15 protein-coding genes are annotated in these 15,707 nt (G+C 50.7%); 8 read left to right on the forward strand and 7 right to left on the reverse strand.

What is annotated here, in order from left to right; genetic code table 11:
* Window positions 1-134: 134 nt before the first annotated feature.
* Window positions 135-584, reverse strand: coding sequence for an FMN-binding protein MioC (gene mioC / locus MES37_RS19705; RefSeq protein ID WP_064541961.1), 450 nt, complete (start codon window positions 582-584; stop codon window positions 135-137).
* Between the two features lie 89 nt (window positions 585-673).
* Window positions 674-1,132 (reverse strand): transcriptional regulator AsnC, encoded by a 459-nt coding sequence (asnC, locus tag MES37_RS19710; RefSeq protein ID WP_034499887.1) that lies wholly within the window; start codon window positions 1,130-1,132, stop codon window positions 674-676.
* 156 nt (window positions 1,133-1,288) lie between these two features.
* On the opposite strand from asnC, the gene asnA reads away from it, so the two are divergent.
* Entirely contained in the window at window positions 1,289-2,281 is a 993-nt protein-coding gene (asnA, locus tag MES37_RS19715; RefSeq protein ID WP_232887021.1) for an aspartate--ammonia ligase, read from the forward strand.
* A 3-nt stretch (window positions 2,282-2,284) separates the two neighbouring features.
* On the opposite strand, the gene viaA is transcribed toward asnA, so the two are convergent.
* Both viaA and ravA read right to left on the reverse strand, forming a co-directional pair.
* Window positions 2,285-3,736, reverse strand: coding sequence for an ATPase RavA stimulator ViaA (gene viaA, locus MES37_RS19720; RefSeq protein WP_064541955.1), 1,452 nt, complete (start codon window positions 3,734-3,736; stop codon window positions 2,285-2,287).
* Complete coding sequence (ravA, locus tag MES37_RS19725) at window positions 3,736-5,229, reverse strand: ATPase RavA (RefSeq protein WP_064542196.1); 1,494 nt, start codon at window positions 5,227-5,229, stop codon at window positions 3,736-3,738. The genes viaA and ravA overlap by 1 nt, the downstream gene beginning before the upstream one ends.
* 214 nt (window positions 5,230-5,443) lie before the next feature.
* Between ravA and kup the strand changes: the two genes are divergently transcribed.
* From kup to rbsR, 7 genes are all read left to right on the forward strand, one after another.
* Complete coding sequence (gene kup / locus MES37_RS19730) at window positions 5,444-7,312, forward strand: low affinity potassium transporter Kup (protein ID WP_064541950.1); 1,869 nt, start codon at window positions 5,444-5,446, stop codon at window positions 7,310-7,312.
* Between the two features lie 194 nt (window positions 7,313-7,506).
* Window positions 7,507-7,926, forward strand: a complete 420-nt coding sequence (gene rbsD, locus MES37_RS19735; RefSeq protein WP_064541947.1) for a D-ribose pyranase — start codon at window positions 7,507-7,509, stop codon at window positions 7,924-7,926.
* Window positions 7,927-7,933: 7 nt separating this feature from the next.
* Window positions 7,934-9,448 carry a ribose ABC transporter ATP-binding protein RbsA gene (gene rbsA, locus MES37_RS19740; protein ID WP_064541944.1) on the forward strand — a complete coding sequence of 505 codons (1,515 nt, stop codon included), beginning with the start codon at window positions 7,934-7,936 and terminating at the stop codon, window positions 9,446-9,448.
* Window positions 9,445-10,410 (forward strand): ribose ABC transporter permease, encoded by a 966-nt coding sequence (gene rbsC / locus MES37_RS19745; RefSeq protein ID WP_064541941.1) that lies wholly within the window; start codon window positions 9,445-9,447, stop codon window positions 10,408-10,410. Before rbsA ends, rbsC begins: the two co-directional genes overlap by 4 nt.
* 28 nt (window positions 10,411-10,438) lie before the next feature.
* On the forward strand, window positions 10,439-11,326 hold the full coding sequence (rbsB, locus tag MES37_RS19750; RefSeq protein WP_064541938.1) for a ribose ABC transporter substrate-binding protein RbsB: 888 nt from the start codon (window positions 10,439-10,441) through the stop codon (window positions 11,324-11,326).
* A gap of 72 nt (window positions 11,327-11,398) precedes the next feature.
* A complete protein-coding gene (rbsK, locus tag MES37_RS19755; protein ID WP_232887024.1) occupies window positions 11,399-12,328 on the forward strand; it encodes a ribokinase in 930 nt (309 codons plus the stop codon).
* 2 nt (window positions 12,329-12,330) lie between these two features.
* Window positions 12,331-13,323, forward strand: a complete 993-nt coding sequence (gene rbsR / locus MES37_RS19760; RefSeq protein ID WP_064541932.1) for a ribose operon transcriptional repressor RbsR — start codon at window positions 12,331-12,333, stop codon at window positions 13,321-13,323.
* Here rbsR and mdtD read toward each other — a convergent pair.
* The 3 genes from mdtD to MES37_RS19775 form a co-directional block, all read right to left on the reverse strand.
* Entirely contained in the window at window positions 13,320-14,702 is a 1,383-nt protein-coding gene (gene mdtD / locus MES37_RS19765; RefSeq protein ID WP_064541929.1) for a multidrug transporter subunit MdtD, read from the reverse strand. The two genes, rbsR and mdtD, sit on opposite strands and share 4 nt — an antisense overlap.
* Before the next feature lie 42 nt (window positions 14,703-14,744).
* Window positions 14,745-15,443 carry a FadR/GntR family transcriptional regulator gene (locus tag MES37_RS19770; protein WP_064541926.1) on the reverse strand — a complete coding sequence of 233 codons (699 nt, stop codon included), beginning with the start codon at window positions 15,441-15,443 and terminating at the stop codon, window positions 14,745-14,747.
* Window positions 15,444-15,506: 63 nt separating this feature from the next.
* Window positions 15,507-15,707: hypothetical protein (locus MES37_RS19775; RefSeq protein WP_237932466.1), on the reverse strand; the 201-nt coding region annotated here is incomplete at its 5' end.

A 15,707-nucleotide genomic window follows, 5' to 3' on the forward strand; every position in this document is an offset into this window, starting at 1 on the left:
TCCTACGCAGTATAAGCTGGGATCAAAACGGGTACTTATGCACAACTCAAAAAGTGAACAGGAGTTGTTATTGGGATAACTACTGCTTAACCCAAGGTTTTAAGCATACTTATACACAGATAAAAGTGAGATCTTTACAAATCCTGGAGTAAATTCTTCCATGATCCGACCCAAATCTCGGCTGGATCTTCAGGAATATCGTGATCAAGGATGTTCACTTTCAGTAAAGAGCCAATTCTTTTAGCTCCGCACTCGGTCAAAAGGGTGTCGAGTTTCTCGATCGCGCCGCAAAAAGTGTCGTATTCACGACTACCAATCCCGACTGCACCATAATGAAGGGCACTCAGATCCGGGCGTTCTTCATTTATAGCGTCAAACAGAGGTTGCAGATTATCAGGAAGATCTCCTGCTCCATGAGTAGAAGAGACAATCAGCCAAATTCCACTGGTTTGCAGATCTTCTAACAATGGCCCATGCAGCGTTTGAGTACTAAAACCCGCTTCATCGAGCTTTTCAGCCAGATGTTCAGCCACATATTCGGCACTGCCCAGGGTACTGCCGCTAATCAGAGTAACTTCTGTCATTGCTGTCCACCTTTTCGAAACGATGGGCATTGTACGCTGTGTAACGCCTGCGATCTACCTGTGGATAATATGGGTATTAAAAATAACGCTTAGGGCTTGATGGTACGCATGATCGGGTTCTGGAGGGAGATCAACGTTTCAGTGGACTGAATTTCATCAATTGTTTGGATCTTGTTGATAAGTACCTGTTGAAGGGCATCTATAGATCGACACATCACCTTAATAAAGATGCTGTAGTGCCCCGTTGTGTAGTACGCCTCAGTGACTTCTTCCAGGCTTTCCAGTTTTGCCAGCGCAGAAGGATAATCTTTTGCACTCTTTAAAATGATGCCGATAAAGCAGCAAACGTCGTAACCCAGCTGTTTTGGGCTGATATCAATGCGTGCGCCAGTAATAATCCCGGCTTGTTTCATTTTCTCGACACGCACATGGATTGTGCCTGGGCTAACGCCGAATTGCTTAGCCAGTTCTGCATACGCGGTACGGGCATTTGCCATTAATGCGTCAAGAATGCCGCGATCGAGATTGTCGATCTGATAATTATCCATCACTTTTTCCTATGATTAGTAACGATAGTTCAGATTTTATAGCCTTAAATTAGTCGATTGAAAACCAGTAAGGCTTTTTTATTGTTGATTATTGAATGTTATGCCGTGTTTGTTGCTTAATCATCGTCAGTAAAACAACACAATAAAGAGAAAGCCATGAAAACTGCCTACATCGCTAAACAACGCCAGATTAGTTTTGTTAAGTCCCACTTCTCCCGTCAACTGGAAGAAAAGCTTGGTCTTATGGAAGTCCAGGCTCCGATTCTTAGCCGCGTGGGTGACGGGACTCAGGACAATCTGTCTGGTTGCGAGAAAGCCGTGCAGGTCAAAGTGAAAACTTTGCCTGAAGCGCAGTTTGAAGTGGTGCATTCGCTGGCTAAATGGAAAAGAAAAACACTCGGCCAGCATGACTTCAGCGCGGGCGAAGGGCTTTACACGCACATGAAAGCCCTTCGTCCCGATGAAGACCGTTTGACCCCGATCCACTCTGTGTATGTCGATCAGTGGGATTGGGAGCGCGTTATGGGCGAAGGAGAGCGTCATCTCGGAACACTAAAGCAAACTGTAGAAAGCATCTGGGCGGCAATGAAAGCTACGGAAGCCGCAGTGAGCGAACAGTACGGTTTGACCCCTTTCCTGCCTGAACAAATCCATTTTGTTCATAGCGAAGAATTACAGCAGCGTTTCCCGAGCCTTGATGCCAAAGGCCGCGAACGTGCGATTGCCAAAGAGCTGGGCGCAGTTTTCCTGATTGGTATTGGCGGTAAGCTGGCGGATGGCAAACGTCATGATGTTCGTGCGCCAGATTATGATGACTGGTCAACGGCAAGCCTGGGCGATTTCAAAGGCTTGAACGGCGACATTATGGTGTGGAACCCGCTTCTGGAAGACGCATTTGAGCTGTCTTCTATGGGGATCCGTGTGGATGCTGAAACGCTAAAACGCCAGCTGGCAGTCACCGGTGATGACGATCGTTTGCAACTCGAGTGGCATCAGTCGCTGCTGAAAGGCGAAATGCCGCAAACTATTGGCGGTGGTATTGGTCAATCTCGTTTAGTCATGCTGATGCTGCAACAGCCGCACATCGGCCAGGTTCAGTGCGGTGTATGGCCTTCTGAAATCCACGCGAAGGTTGCGTCACTGCTGTAAAGATTAACGCCGCCAGCGACGCAGCAGGCGGCTACGCATCCCGGTATCAAAGCGCCAGATATGATCGAAAATGCGCATGATGCCGGGTTTGCCGTGTGTCGACATCGCCACTGCATGGAAACGATGTTGATGAATACGCTGGAGATCCTTTACCTGCGCCACCACCTCGTCAGGCAGGCGCTGCGCGATAAAGTCAGAAATGACCACCGCATCGGCATCATGCCATTCACTGCCCTGCATTTTTTCTGCGATCGCCCGGAAACAGCTGGCGAGATCCGTGCCGCCACGGAAACGCTGGCTCAGAAAACGGATCGCCTGTTCTATGCCATCTGCGCCACACACTTCATAACGCACCACTTCGCTGGAAAACAGCATGATGAAACAGCGGCGGTTATCTGCCAGCGCCACGCGCATCAGTGCCAGGCAAAAAGCTTTGGCGCATTGTTCGTTAAAACCACCCATTGAACCGGACGTATCAACGCAAACAATAAACGGTCCGCGCGGCTGTTCATCAAATTTCTGGTGAACAACAGGGCGTTCAACGACTTTCTCGCGCCATGAGTCGCCATGCAATCGGTAAGTCAGCAATTGTTTTTCCACCAGCCGACGGTAGAACTCGAATTCCAGTTCACTGATGCCCAGCGTGGCTAACTCCGGTGGCAGCAAACGCAAAATGTCATCGCTACGCTGTAGGCCATCAACCTGTTCAGGAACGGTGGCGGGCTCACGCACCAGCATGCGCCAGGTCTCAGTCGGCGCATCTTTTCTCGGCACCGCTTTCGCTTCTTTAGATCGCCCAAGTTGCTCAGCCAGTTTCAGTAATTCCGGCTGGCTGGCAAGAAAATCACCGTACTGGACGATGAGCTGATAATCCCCGCGTTTCAGCGCACCGGCACTCATATCCCAAAGCCTGCCCGCAGCGTTATCGCTGTCGACCAGAACAGGTTCAAGCTGACCGCTGAGTGCCAGGCGCTGTTGCACTTCCGCGAGCAGTTGTTCACGCTCGTCTTCCAGCAACTGTTGGTTAAACGATGTGGTCTGAACCACCAGACTCAAGCGCCAGCGTTGCAGAAACAGCGTATGTTGCGCGGCTGTCAGGTGCGGCATTTCCTCCACCAGCGTTTGTGCCTGTCCGTAAAATGGTGAATCGACACTTTTCAGCAGAAGTAAAATTTCGGGAAGTTTTGCGGATAACTGGCTGGTAGAAAGTAATTGGCTTTCCTGATAGCAGATGACTTCGCGAGCCAGTTCTTGGGGCACTAAAGTGTCCTGCAAGCGCGCTTTTAATAACTCGCGCCAGCGTGGGATATCTTTGGTTACGGCGTTTTTCAGGCGTGGGAATTTCTCAAAGAACATGGCTAACTGCGGTCCAGCCAGCAGCGTGATAATGATCTCTTCTATTAATTCTCCCTCGCTAATCGCGAGGATGAGATCCAGTGTCTCAACACTGAGCATTAATGCCGCGCCTGCTTAATTTGTTTTGCAACTTCTTGCAGGCTGGCTTCTATTTTTCCTAGCCATTCATTATTGATAAACAGGCATTTTTGTTGATCGTTAAAACGTTCATGTTGTTGGTGGAGGGTGGCTTCCAGGGCTTCGAATTGTTGTTTGATCTCCTCCGGCATCGCTTGTTGCTGTTTACCCGGCATCACCAGCCGTGTGCCTTGCAGGCTAATGTCGCGCAGAACCAGATGCTGGCTGGAGTCGACTTCCATATTCAGTACCTGGGCAAAACCGATGCCATTGAGTTTGCCACGCAGTTCTCCACCTTTTATTAGCCATTGCGCACAGGCTTCACGGGAAATAGACACGTGGACAACTTCGATGTCGTGCAGTTTTAGCGGTTGCTGAAGCAGCAACGTCAGCGTTTCGCCGGTAAGGTTTTCTGGTAGCTGGTACTGCGGGCGGCGAGTGAACATCCCACCTTGTTTGGTCACAGTGATGGCTTCGCGGTCGCTATGCTGTTGTTGCAACTGAATGCGGCGCTGTACGATGGCTGCCAATTTAGCCAGCATTGAATTCTGCTGCCATGCGTGTCCGGTCATCAATATTTCAAGCTGTTGCTGCATCAAATTCATCGCAGCGGAGTCATGCCACAGGCAATCTTTAAGCAGGATCAAATCAATCGGTGCGACGGCATTGCGGCCACTAAAGAAGGCGCTGGCTTGCAGCAGGCGAATGGCTTTTTTCCAGCGTCGATCAGAAACATAAGGTGCGCCTGCAGCGTTCTCGAGTTGCTGGCGCAAGGTGAATATCAGCTCAAATACATTATCTGGCAACGCCACGGTGCCAATTTCTTGCTGCCACTGGAAATACTCGTCGTCGGTGATTTGCAGGTTTTCCGGAACCGGGTTGTGGTTCTCATCATGCTGACTGGTGAGCATGGAACGGAAATTGCCTTTGTCCTGCACTTTGTCGAGCCACAGACGGATCAGCATACGGTCATACAATGCTTCCAGGCTGCTGTCTGCTTCGGGCAGTTCATTGGATGCCGCTACCAGCAAACGCATGGGGATTTTGTCTTCGCTCGCGCCATTGCGGAAACGACGTTCGTTTATGGCAGTTAGCAGGGTATTGAGAATGGCGGGGCCGGCTTTCCAGATTTCATCGAGAAACACGATTTCCGCTTCTGGCAGATAACCGGCAGTCAAACGCTCATAGCGGCCTTCATCTTTTAAAGCCTGAATCGATAATGGCCCAAATACTTCTTCAGGGGTGGAAAAGCGAGTCATCAGGTATTCAAAGGCGCGCGCGTGCTGAAACGCAAACTTCAAACGGCGGGCAATTAAACTTTTGGCAATCCCCGGAGGGCCAAGCAAGAACACGCTTTCACCGCTAAGTGCTGCCAGTAAGCAAAGGCGCACTGCGTGTTGGCGTTCAAACAATCCTTTTTCCAGAGCCTGGCTGAGTCGTGAAATTCTTTCAGCCAATAAATGTGATTGAGCCATAATTAGCATTGCATCCTTACGCGGTGACCACTGATTGGGAAAGCGAGTATATATTATCGTTAATGGATTGATGATCGGCTCTTTTTTCCCTGACATAAATTAAGCCAGTTGTATTTAGGGGTACGATTTACTTGATTATCGTGCATACTGTGCGCCTTTTTGTGGGCCAAGGGACTAAGCACACGCTTTCGGGATTCCAACAAAAGATTAGTCTATGAGCGCTGATAATAAACAATCATTGCCTGCGATAACGCTGGCTGCAATTGGGGTAGTGTACGGCGATATCGGTACTAGCCCGCTTTATACCCTTCGAGAATGTCTGTCTGGTCAATTTGGATTTGGTGTTGAACGTGACGCCGTATTTGGCTTTTTATCTCTGATTTTCTGGCTGCTGATTTTAGTCGTTTCGGTTAAATACCTGACCTTTGTGATGCGTGCAGATAACGCCGGTGAAGGCGGTATTTTGACGCTAATGTCTTTGGCTGGCCGTAATACATCGGCAAGAATGACGTCGGTGCTGGTGATCATGGGATTGATCGGTGGCAGCTTCTTCTATGGTGAGGTGGTTATCACTCCGGCAATATCGGTGATGTCGGCCATTGAAGGGCTTGAGATAGCCGCGCCGCAGCTTGACGCCTATATCGTTCCGCTGTCGATAATTGTCCTGACACTGCTGTTTATGATTCAGAAACACGGTACCGGCATGGTGGGCAAATTGTTTGCTCCCGTGATGTTGCTGTGGTTCCTGGTGCTGGCGGTATTAGGTGCGCGCAGCATTATCGCTAACCCGGAAGTGCTTCAGGCACTGAATCCGGCATGGGCGGTGCATTTCTTCCTCGAATACAAAACCGTTTCGTTCTTTGCTCTTGGCGCAGTGGTTCTTTCTATTACTGGCGTTGAAGCGCTGTACGCGGATATGGGCCACTTCGGTAAGTTCCCGATTCGTATTGCGTGGTTCTCCGTGGTTCTGCCGTCACTGGTTCTGAACTACTTCGGCCAGGGTGCATTGCTGCTGAAAACGCCTGAAGCGATAAAAAACCCGTTCTTCTTATTAGCACCAGACTGGGCGCTGATCCCGCTGATGATTCTGGCAACACTGGCGACGGTTATTGCCTCTCAGGCGGTGATCTCGGGGGTGTTCTCGTTGACTCGCCAGGCTGTGCGTCTCGGTTACTTGTCGCCAATGCGCATCATCCACACCTCGGAAATGGAATCCGGGCAGATTTATGTGCCAGCGATTAACTGGCTCCTCTATATCTCTGTGGTGATTGTGATTGTTAGCTTCGAGCATTCGAGCAACCTGGCGGCGGCATATGGTATTGCGGTCACCGGCACCATGGTGTTGACCTCAATCCTTTCTTGTACCGTGGCACGCAAAAACTGGCACTGGAATAAGATTGGGGTATTGCTGATGGGCGCTGGGTTCCTGTTTATCGACATTCCGCTGTTCTCTGCCAATGCCGTTAAGATTTTCTCTGGTGGTTGGTTGCCACTCTGCCTGGCGTTGGTGATGTTTATCATTATGACGACCTGGAAAAGCGAGCGTTTCCGCCTGCTACGCCGCATGCATGAACATGGTAATTCACTGGAAGCGATGATTGCTTCTCTGGAGAAATCACCGCCGGTACGTGTGCCTGGGACTGCGGTTTATATGTCCCGTGCATTGAACGTGATTCCATTTGCGATGCTGCATAACCTCAAGCACAACAAAGTGTTGCATGAGCGCGTAGTGTTGCTGACATTGCGAACCGAAGATGCGCCATACGTTCATAACGTGAAGCGTGTTTCGATTGAACAGCTTTCGCCAACCTTCTGGCGAGTGGTGGCAAGCTACGGCTGGCGTGAAACGCCAAACGTGGAAGAGGTATTCCACCGCTGTGGCCTGGAAGGGCTAAGTTGCCGAATGATGGAGACATCGTTCTTTATGTCGCATGAGTCACTGATCATCGGTAAACGTCCATGGTATCTGCGCCTGCGTGGCAAACTGTTCCTCGCGCTGCAACGCAACGCCTTGCGTGCGCCGGACCAATTCGAAATCCCGCCAAACAGGGTCATTGAATTGGGTACTCAGGTCGAGATATAAAGCTAACGCCTCTTCAATCGAAGGGGCGTTTTTTTTACCTGTTTGATTGCGCGCGCTCTCATTTGCCTCGTCGTGAAACAAGTCAGCGAAACGTTTCGATAGCGATCACATTTTCATAACTTCATGGTTGTTTTATCCACACACCTTTTCCTACACTTCATCTCAGCGAAACGTTTCGCTAGTGGAGTAAGAAAATGAAGAAAGGTACTGTTCTCAACGCTGACATCTCGTCCGTTATTTCCCGTCTTGGCCACACCGACACGCTGGTGATTGCCGATGCCGGGTTGCCCATTCCACGCAATACACCGCGTATTGATTTGGCACTGACTCACGGCGTACCGGGTTTTATGCAGGTCGTTGAAGTCGTAACGCAAGAGATGCAGGTTGAAGCTGCGATCTTAGCTTCGGAAATTAAACAACATAATCCCCAACTCCATGAAACGTTGCTCAAGCACATCGAGCAACTGCAACAACACCAGGGAAACACCATTTCTATTCGTTACATCAGTCATGAGCAGTTCAAGCAGCACACCGCTGATAGTCATGCGGTTATTCGCAGCGGGGAGTGTTCCCCGTATGCGAATATCATTCTCTGTGCTGGCGTAACTTTCTGAGGCCGGCATGGAACCGTTACTGCAATTAAAAGGTATCGATAAATCGTTCCCTGGCGTAAAAGCCCTTTCTGGTGCAGCGCTGAATGTGTACACAGGGCGCGTGATGGCGCTGGTGGGTGAAAACGGCGCAGGCAAATCCACCATGATGAAAGTGCTGACTGGCATCTATCAGCGTGATGCGGGTTCGCTGTTATGGCTGGGCAAAGAAACCACTTTTAATGGCCCTAAATCCTCACAGGAAGCTGGCATCGGTATTATTCACCAGGAACTCAACCTGATCCCGCAGCTCAGCATTGCGGAAAACATCTTCCTGGGCCGCGAATTTGTTAACCGCTTCGGCAAAATCGACTGGAAAACGATGTATGCCGAGGCCGATAAATTACTCGCTAAGCTCAACCTGCGCTTTAACAGCCAGAAGCTGGTGGGCGATTTGTCGATTGGCGATCAGCAAATGGTCGAAATCGCCAAGGTGCTGAGCTTCGAGTCAAAAGTCATCGTGATGGATGAACCGACCGATGCGCTAACCGATACCGAAACTGACTCTTTATTCCGCGTGATCCGCGAGCTGAAAGCTCAGGGGCGCGGCATTGTCTATATTTCCCACCGCATGAAAGAGATCTTCGAGATTTGCGATGACGTGACCGTCTTCCGCGATGGACAGTTCATTGCCGAGCGTGAAGTGGCAACGCTGACTGAAGATTCGCTTATCGAAATGATGGTCGGGCGCAAACTGGAAGAGCAATATCCTCGTCTGGATAAACAACCTGGCGAAATCCTTTTGCGGGTCGATAACCTTTCCGGACCTGGCGTACATGACGTCAGTTTTACTTTGCGCAAAGGTGAGATTCTCGGTGTGGCCGGTTTGATGGGCGCGGGTCGCACCGAACTCATGAAAGTGTTGTATGGCGCATTGCCGCGTACTGGCGGTTATGTGGCACTTGAAGGCCGCGAAGTGGTGACGCGTTCGCCGCAGGATGGGCTGGCAAATGGCATTGTGTATATCTCTGAAGACCGTAAGCGTGACGGGCTGGTGCTCGGCATGTCGGTTAAAGAGAACATGTCACTCACCGCATTGCGTTATTTCAGCCATAACGGCGGCAGCCTGAAACATAAAGATGAACAGCAAGCGGTGCAGGACTTTATCCGTTTGTTCAACGTCAAAACGCCATCAATGGAACAGCCGATTGGCCTGCTTTCTGGCGGCAACCAACAAAAGGTCGCCATAGCCCGTGGCCTGATGACACGCCCGAAAGTATTAATTCTTGATGAGCCGACGCGTGGCGTAGACGTTGGGGCGAAAAAAGAAATTTATCAGTTAATCAATCAGTTCAAAGCCGATGGGTTGAGCATCATTCTTGTTTCGTCCGAAATGCCGGAAGTGCTCGGCATGAGTGACCGAATCATGGTGATGCACGAGGGGCATCTCGGCGGGGAATTTACCCGTGAAGAGGCGACTCAGGAAATCTTAATGGCGGCAGCCGTCGGCAAGCTAAATCGCGTGAATCAGGAGTCTGTAAAATGAGTACCCAAGCTATTCCTGGCCGTCGCTGGTTCACTAAAGCGTGGCTGTTAGAACAAAAATCCCTTATCGCTCTGCTGGTGCTGATTGCGATTGTTTCGAGCCTGAGCCCGAACTTTTTCACGGTTAATAACCTGTTCAATATCCTGCAACAAACCTCAGTGAACGCCATTATGGCGGTGGGGATGACGCTGGTTATTCTGACTTCCGGGATTGACCTGTCCGTCGGTTCCTTACTGGCGCTGACGGGTGCGGTCGCCGCCTCGATTGTCGGTTTAGAAGTGAATGCACTGGTGGCGGTTGCAGGTGCGCTGGCACTCGGTGCCGCAATTGGTGCAGTAACCGGTGTGATTGTCGCCAAAGGGCGCGTTCAGGCGTTTATCGCCACGCTGGTGATGATGCTTTTACTGCGCGGCGTCACCATGGTTTACACCAACGGTAGCCCAGTAAATACCGGATTCTCTGACAACGCTGATGTGTTTGGCTGGTTTGGTATTGGCCGTCCGCTGGGGATTCCTACGCCGGTGTGGATTATGGGCGTTGTGTTCCTCGCGGCGTGGTACATGCTGCACCACACGCGTTTGGGCCGTTATATCTATGCCCTGGGCGGCAACGAAGCGGCGACGCGTTTGTCCGGCATCAGCGTTAACAAAGTCAAAATTATCGTTTACTCACTTTGCGGTCTGCTGGCGTCTTTGGCCGGGATCATCGAAGTGGCGCGTCTTTCTTCCGCACAACCCACGGCGGGTACCGGCTATGAGCTGGATGCTATCGCGGCGGTGGTTCTGGGCGGCACAAGCCTTGCTGGCGGGAAAGGGCGTATTGTTGGGACGCTGATTGGTGCGCTGATCTTAGGCTTCCTGAACAACGGGCTGAATTTATTAGGTGTTTCTTCTTATTACCAGATGATCGTCAAAGCAGTGGTTATTTTACTGGCGGTGCTGGTGGACAACAAAAAGCAGTAACAATCATAACCCTACAGGACATCTGAATATGAATATGAAAAAGCTGGCTACCCTGGTTTCTGCTGTTGCACTGAGTGCCACCGTTAGCGCCAACGCAATGGCCAAAGACACCATCGCGCTGGTGGTCTCCACGCTGAATAACCCGTTCTTCGTTTCACTGAAGGACGGCGCACAAAAAGAAGCCGACAAACTGGGCTACAACCTGATCGTGCTGGATTCGCAAAACAACCCGGCGAAAGAGCTGGCAAACGTGCAGGATCTGACGGTTCGCGGTACCAAACTGATGCTTATCAACCCAACCGATTCCGATGCGGTAGGCAACGCGGTGAAAATGGCCAACCAGGCTAAAATCCCTGTGATTACCCTCGACCGTATGGCAAACCAGGGCACCGTGGTCAGCCACATTGCTTCTGATAACGTGGCTGGTGGCAAAATGGCCGGTGACTTCATTGCTAAGAAACTGGGTGAAGGTGCGAAAGTTATCGAACTGCAAGGTATCGCGGGTGCATCTGCTGCGCGTGAACGTGGCGAAGGCTTCAAACAAGCGACAGCTGCCCACAAATTCACTGTTCTGGCGAGCCAGCCTGCTGACTTCGACCGAACTAAAGGCCTGAACGTGATGCAGAACTTGCTGACTGCGCATCCAGACGTGCAGGCAGTATTTGCTCAGAATGACGAAATGGCGTTGGGCGCATTGCGCGCACTGCAAACTGCCGGTAAATCCGACGTTCTGGTGGTGGGCTTCGACGGTACCGCTGACGGTGTGAAAGCAGTAGAAAGCGGCAAACTGGGTGCGACCGTTGCACAGATGGCTGACCAGATTGGCGTTATCGGGGTAGAAACTGCCGACAAAGTATTGAAAGGCGAAAAAGTCGACTCCAAAATCCCGGTTGAACTGAAGCTGGTTACTAAATAAGACGACATAAGAAAAGCAGGGCATCGCGCCACTCACTAATCTGGGGTGGCGCACTTAACTGGACTGATAAATATGAAAACTAAAGGCAAGCTCGTCGTCCTGGGCAGCATTAACGCTGACCATATCCTTAACCTCGAACATTTTCCGACGCCGGGTGAAACCGTGACCGGGCAAGAGTATCAGGTGGCGTTCGGTGGAAAGGGTGCGAACCAGGCTGTTGCAGCCGGGCGCAGCGGCGCAGACATTGCCTTTATTGCCTGTGTAGGTAGCGACGACACGGGCAGTCGCGTTTGCAAACAACTGGCAAGTGACAACATCGACACCTCGCCGATCAGCACTATTAAAGATGCTTCAACCGGTGTTGCGCTAATTTTCGTCAATAGCGCTGGTGAAAACGTTATTGGCATTCATGCCGGGGCTAATGGGGCATTAACGCCTGCGCTTGTGGCGGAACAGAATCAGAAAATCGCTGAGGCTTCCGTGCTTTTAATGCAGCTTGAGTCACCGCTGCAAAGCGTGCTGGCTGCGGCTAAAATTGCCCATCAACATCAAACCAAAGTTGTGCTTAATCCTGCGCCTGCCTGTGAGCTATCTGATGAATTGCTCGGGCTGGTGGATATGATCACCCCGAACGAAACCGAGGCAGAAAAGCTCACCGGTATTCGTGTCGAAAATGACGACGACGCTGCGGTTGCTGCTCAGGCACTGCATGCGAAAGGCATTGAAACCGTCATTATTACGCTCGGTAGCCGTGGTGTTTGGCTGAGTGAAAACGGTAAAGGGCAGCGCGTTGCTGGCTTTAAGGTCAAAGCGGTGGATACCATTGCCGCAGGCGACACCTTTAACGGCGCGCTGGTCACCGCATTGCTGGAAGATAAACCGATGGCTGATGCGATTCGTTTTGCTCATGCCGCCGCCGCTATCGCCGTGACGCGTAAAGGTGCGCAGCCTTCTGTGCCGTGGCGTAATGAAATAGACGATTTTTTGCAGCAGCAAGGATAATCATGGCCACCATGAAAGACGTCGCAAAAATGGCCGGGGTTTCGACTTCCACCGTTTCGCACGTCATTAATAACGACCGTTTCGTGAGTGATGCCATTCGCGCAAAGGTCGATGCTGCAATCAAAACGCTCAACTATGCACCTTCCGCTCTGGCGCGTAGCCTCAAGCTCAATCAAACGCACACAATCGGGATGTTAATCACCGCCAGTAGTAACCCGTTTTATTCTGAGCTGGTGCGTGGGGTTGAACGGAGCTGTTTTGAACGTGGATACAGCCTGGTGTTGTGTAATACCGAAGGCGATGAGCAGCGCATGAACCGCAACCTGGAAACACTGCTGCAAAAGCGTGTCGATGGTTTGCTGCTGTTGTGCACTGAAACACATCTTCCTTCACCAGAAATTATGAGTCGCTACCCTTCTATTCCGACTGTGATGATGGACTGGGCGCCTTTTGAAGGCGAAAGCGATGTCATTCAGGACAACTCGCTGCTTGGCGGTGAGACGGCGACTCAACATCTTATCGATAATGGCTATACCCGCATCGCTTGCATCACAGGCCCACAAGATAAAACGCCAGCGCGGTTGCGGCTTGAAGGTTATAGAAAGGCTATGAATCGCGCAGGGCTTGCTGTCCATGAAGGCTACGAAATCATTGGCGACTTTGAATTCCAGGGCGGCTTCACGGCAATGAATTCACTTCTTGCACTGGAAGAGCCACCGCATGCAGTCTTTACCGGCAACGATGCAATGGCTGTTGGGGCTTATCACGCGTTGTATCAGGCAGGGCTTAAAGTCCCACAAGATATGGCGGTAGTCGGTTATGACGATATCGAACTTGCCCGATATATGACGCCACCGCTCACGACTATCCACCAACCAAAAGATGAGTTGGGTGAGTTGGCCGTTGATGTATTGATACATCGCATGGCGCAACCCGCCCTGGAACAACAACGTCTGTTTCTGACACCAGAGCTGGTGGAACGCGGTTCAGTTTAACGTTTGATCATGTTGCGCCCATCTTTCGGACGTAACAGCAAGAACACCAGAGCAGAAACTAACGTTACAGCACCCATCGTCAGGAATGTGTAGTGGAACTGCTCGACGGTATTAATGCTGTCGATACCTTCATAGATCCTGAGCACTGCGGCACTCACCGCGACTCCAAGACTAATTGCCAACTGCTGTGTTACGGCCAGAACGCTATTACCGCTACTGGCGTTTTCATCGGTGAGGTCGGCAAGCGTAATGGTATTCATCGCGGTGAATTGTGTGGACATCGCCATCCCCAGAATAAATAGTGGCAAAATGAGCAGCCATACTTCCATTCCCGGCGACTGCAATGAGAATTGCCCAATCAGTAAGCCAATGATCAGCGTGATGCCCACTAATGTTTTCCGATAACCCAGACGACGCAATACTTGCGTTACGGTTGATTTTGCCAGCAGCGAACCCATTGCCGTTGGTGCCATCATGCAGCCGGCGATTAACGCCGAATAGCCAAAACCGACCTGTAGCATTAAAGGCATCAGGAACGGTACACAACCGGTTCCCAGACGTGACGCGAGATTACCGATGATCCCTACAGAGAAAGTTCTGGTGCGAAACATCGGCAGAGCGATAAGCGGTGTTGGGTGACGACGTGCGTGCCAGATATAAGCTGCCAGCAGAGCAAGCCCACTTAATATCGTCAGAATACCGATGTAACTGGCAACAATGCGTTCGCCGAATAACTCCATCCCGCTAGAAATGCACACCAGACTCAAGCCAAACAAAAGAAAGCCGGTCATATCAAAGCCACGCCGTGGAGTCGTAAAGTTTGGCATGTACTTGCGGGCATAGATAAGCCCGAGAATTCCGATAGGTATATTAATGAGGAAAATCCAGTGCCAGCTTGCCCATGTGACCAAAACGCCGCCGAGCAATGGGCCGAGGATTGGGCCAACAAGCCCTGGCATGGTGACGAAGTTTAAAACGGGCAGTAATTCGCTGCGCGGATAGGCGCGTAATAATGCTAAACGGGCAACCGGCATCATCATCGCACCACCAATCCCTTGTATTACACGGAAGACAACCAATTCACCGAGTGAACTGGACATCGCGCAGGCGAACGAGCCTAGAGTAAAGAGGGAAACTGCGACCATAAACACGCGTCGTGTTCCGAAGCGGTCGGCCAGCCAACCGCTGACGGGAATCAACATCGCAACGGTAAGGGTGTAGCTGATTATCGCGGATTGCATTGCCAGCGGCGAACGGCCAAGGCTATGGGCAATTGCGGGTAACGCGGTATTCAGAATTGTGGCATCCAGCGCCTGCATAAAGAAAGCCATCGCCGCAATCCACGGTAACCCGGCCATACTGCGAGCTGTTTTGGTCATTTTTGTCCTGATGTTTTAAGGCACTCAGGAGAACGTGAGACTTTACCCGTGTTCGAAGGGTTCTTTCAATAGATCCTGACCAGCGACTAATGCGGCCTGGCTATCACCCCGGGTAATGGCATCAACGATTGCCTGGTGCAAATCGAGCTTGATAACTTCTTTATCGGTTATAGCAGTAAAGTAATTGTAATAAATAGAACGGAATAAGTTAGCGAATGAACAGAGGAATGGGTTACCACTCATTGCATAGATTTGCTCGTGATAGGCCATATCAACTTCTATCCAGCGTTGACGATCAAATGCGCCTTTCAATTTAACCATCTCTGCCATCATTTCGTTGAGAAAAGCTTTTTGTTCTTCAGTTCCATTAATGGCGGCCATGGCACAAGCTTGTGGTTCCAGGCTATTACGCATAACAAGGAAGTATTCCACCACATCATTAAAGTTCTCTTCTGTCATCCACCAGGTGAGCAGTTCCTTATCAAGGAAGTTCCAGTGGCTGCGAGGCATAACGCGAGTGCCAATACGAGGGCGGGGGAGAACCATTCCTTTAGCTGTTAATGTCTTTACTGCCTCTCGTACCGCTGTGCGACTAACACCGAATAGCTCACCCAATTCGATTTCACCGGGCAAGATGCTGCCGGCTTCGTACTCACCCCGGAGAATGCGTTGTGCTAGTTTTTCCGCAAGAACATAGGAAAGGTTCTTTTGAGCGGCGAGTTGTTGTGCAGAGAGAGACATAAATGCAATTCCTTTAGCTTTGTTTCTATTAGTAGTATGCCATCTGGTCTGCATTTCTGATGTTTAAAACAGCAAATATCCCGTATTAGCTGGCTTTTGTAGTTCTTTTGGCGAAAAAAAAGGCGTCTGGTAATCTTTTTGCAATAAACACTTGTCAGCTCCCAGAAAATCCCTATACTGCGCCTCCACTGACACGGCACAACGGCTTACAAACCGGCCCGTCAGCCAGATGAAAAGCGAAAATAAACGCTTGACTCTGAAAGA

This window comes from Buttiauxella sp. S19-1, from assembly GCF_022134725.1.
In the GTDB taxonomy this organism is placed as follows: domain Bacteria; phylum Pseudomonadota; class Gammaproteobacteria; order Enterobacterales; family Enterobacteriaceae; genus Buttiauxella; species Buttiauxella ferragutiae.

Coding starts and splice junctions, on each gene's coding strand:
- mioC (WP_064541961.1), bottom strand. CDS start 584: ATGACAGAAGTTACTCTGATTAGCGGCAGTACCCTGGGCAGTGCCGAA.
- asnC (WP_034499887.1), bottom strand. CDS start 1,132: ATGGATAATTATCAGATCGACAATCTCGATCGCGGCATTCTTGACGCA.
- asnA (WP_232887021.1), top strand. CDS start 1,289: ATGAAAACTGCCTACATCGCTAAACAACGCCAGATTAGTTTTGTTAAG.
- viaA (WP_064541955.1), bottom strand. CDS start 3,736: ATGCTCAGTGTTGAGACACTGGATCTCATCCTCGCGATTAGCGAGGGA.
- ravA (WP_064542196.1), bottom strand. CDS start 5,229: ATGGCTCAATCACATTTATTGGCTGAAAGAATTTCACGACTCAGCCAG.
- kup (WP_064541950.1), top strand. CDS start 5,444: ATGAGCGCTGATAATAAACAATCATTGCCTGCGATAACGCTGGCTGCA.
- rbsD (WP_064541947.1), top strand. CDS start 7,507: ATGAAGAAAGGTACTGTTCTCAACGCTGACATCTCGTCCGTTATTTCC.
- rbsA (WP_064541944.1), top strand. CDS start 7,934: ATGGAACCGTTACTGCAATTAAAAGGTATCGATAAATCGTTCCCTGGC.
- rbsC (WP_064541941.1), top strand. CDS start 9,445: ATGAGTACCCAAGCTATTCCTGGCCGTCGCTGGTTCACTAAAGCGTGG.
- rbsB (WP_064541938.1), top strand. CDS start 10,439: ATGAATATGAAAAAGCTGGCTACCCTGGTTTCTGCTGTTGCACTGAGT.
- rbsK (WP_232887024.1), top strand. CDS start 11,399: ATGAAAACTAAAGGCAAGCTCGTCGTCCTGGGCAGCATTAACGCTGAC.
- rbsR (WP_064541932.1), top strand. CDS start 12,331: ATGGCCACCATGAAAGACGTCGCAAAAATGGCCGGGGTTTCGACTTCC.
- mdtD (WP_064541929.1), bottom strand. CDS start 14,702: ATGACCAAAACAGCTCGCAGTATGGCCGGGTTACCGTGGATTGCGGCG.
- MES37_RS19770 (WP_064541926.1), bottom strand. CDS start 15,443: ATGTCTCTCTCTGCACAACAACTCGCCGCTCAAAAGAACCTTTCCTAT.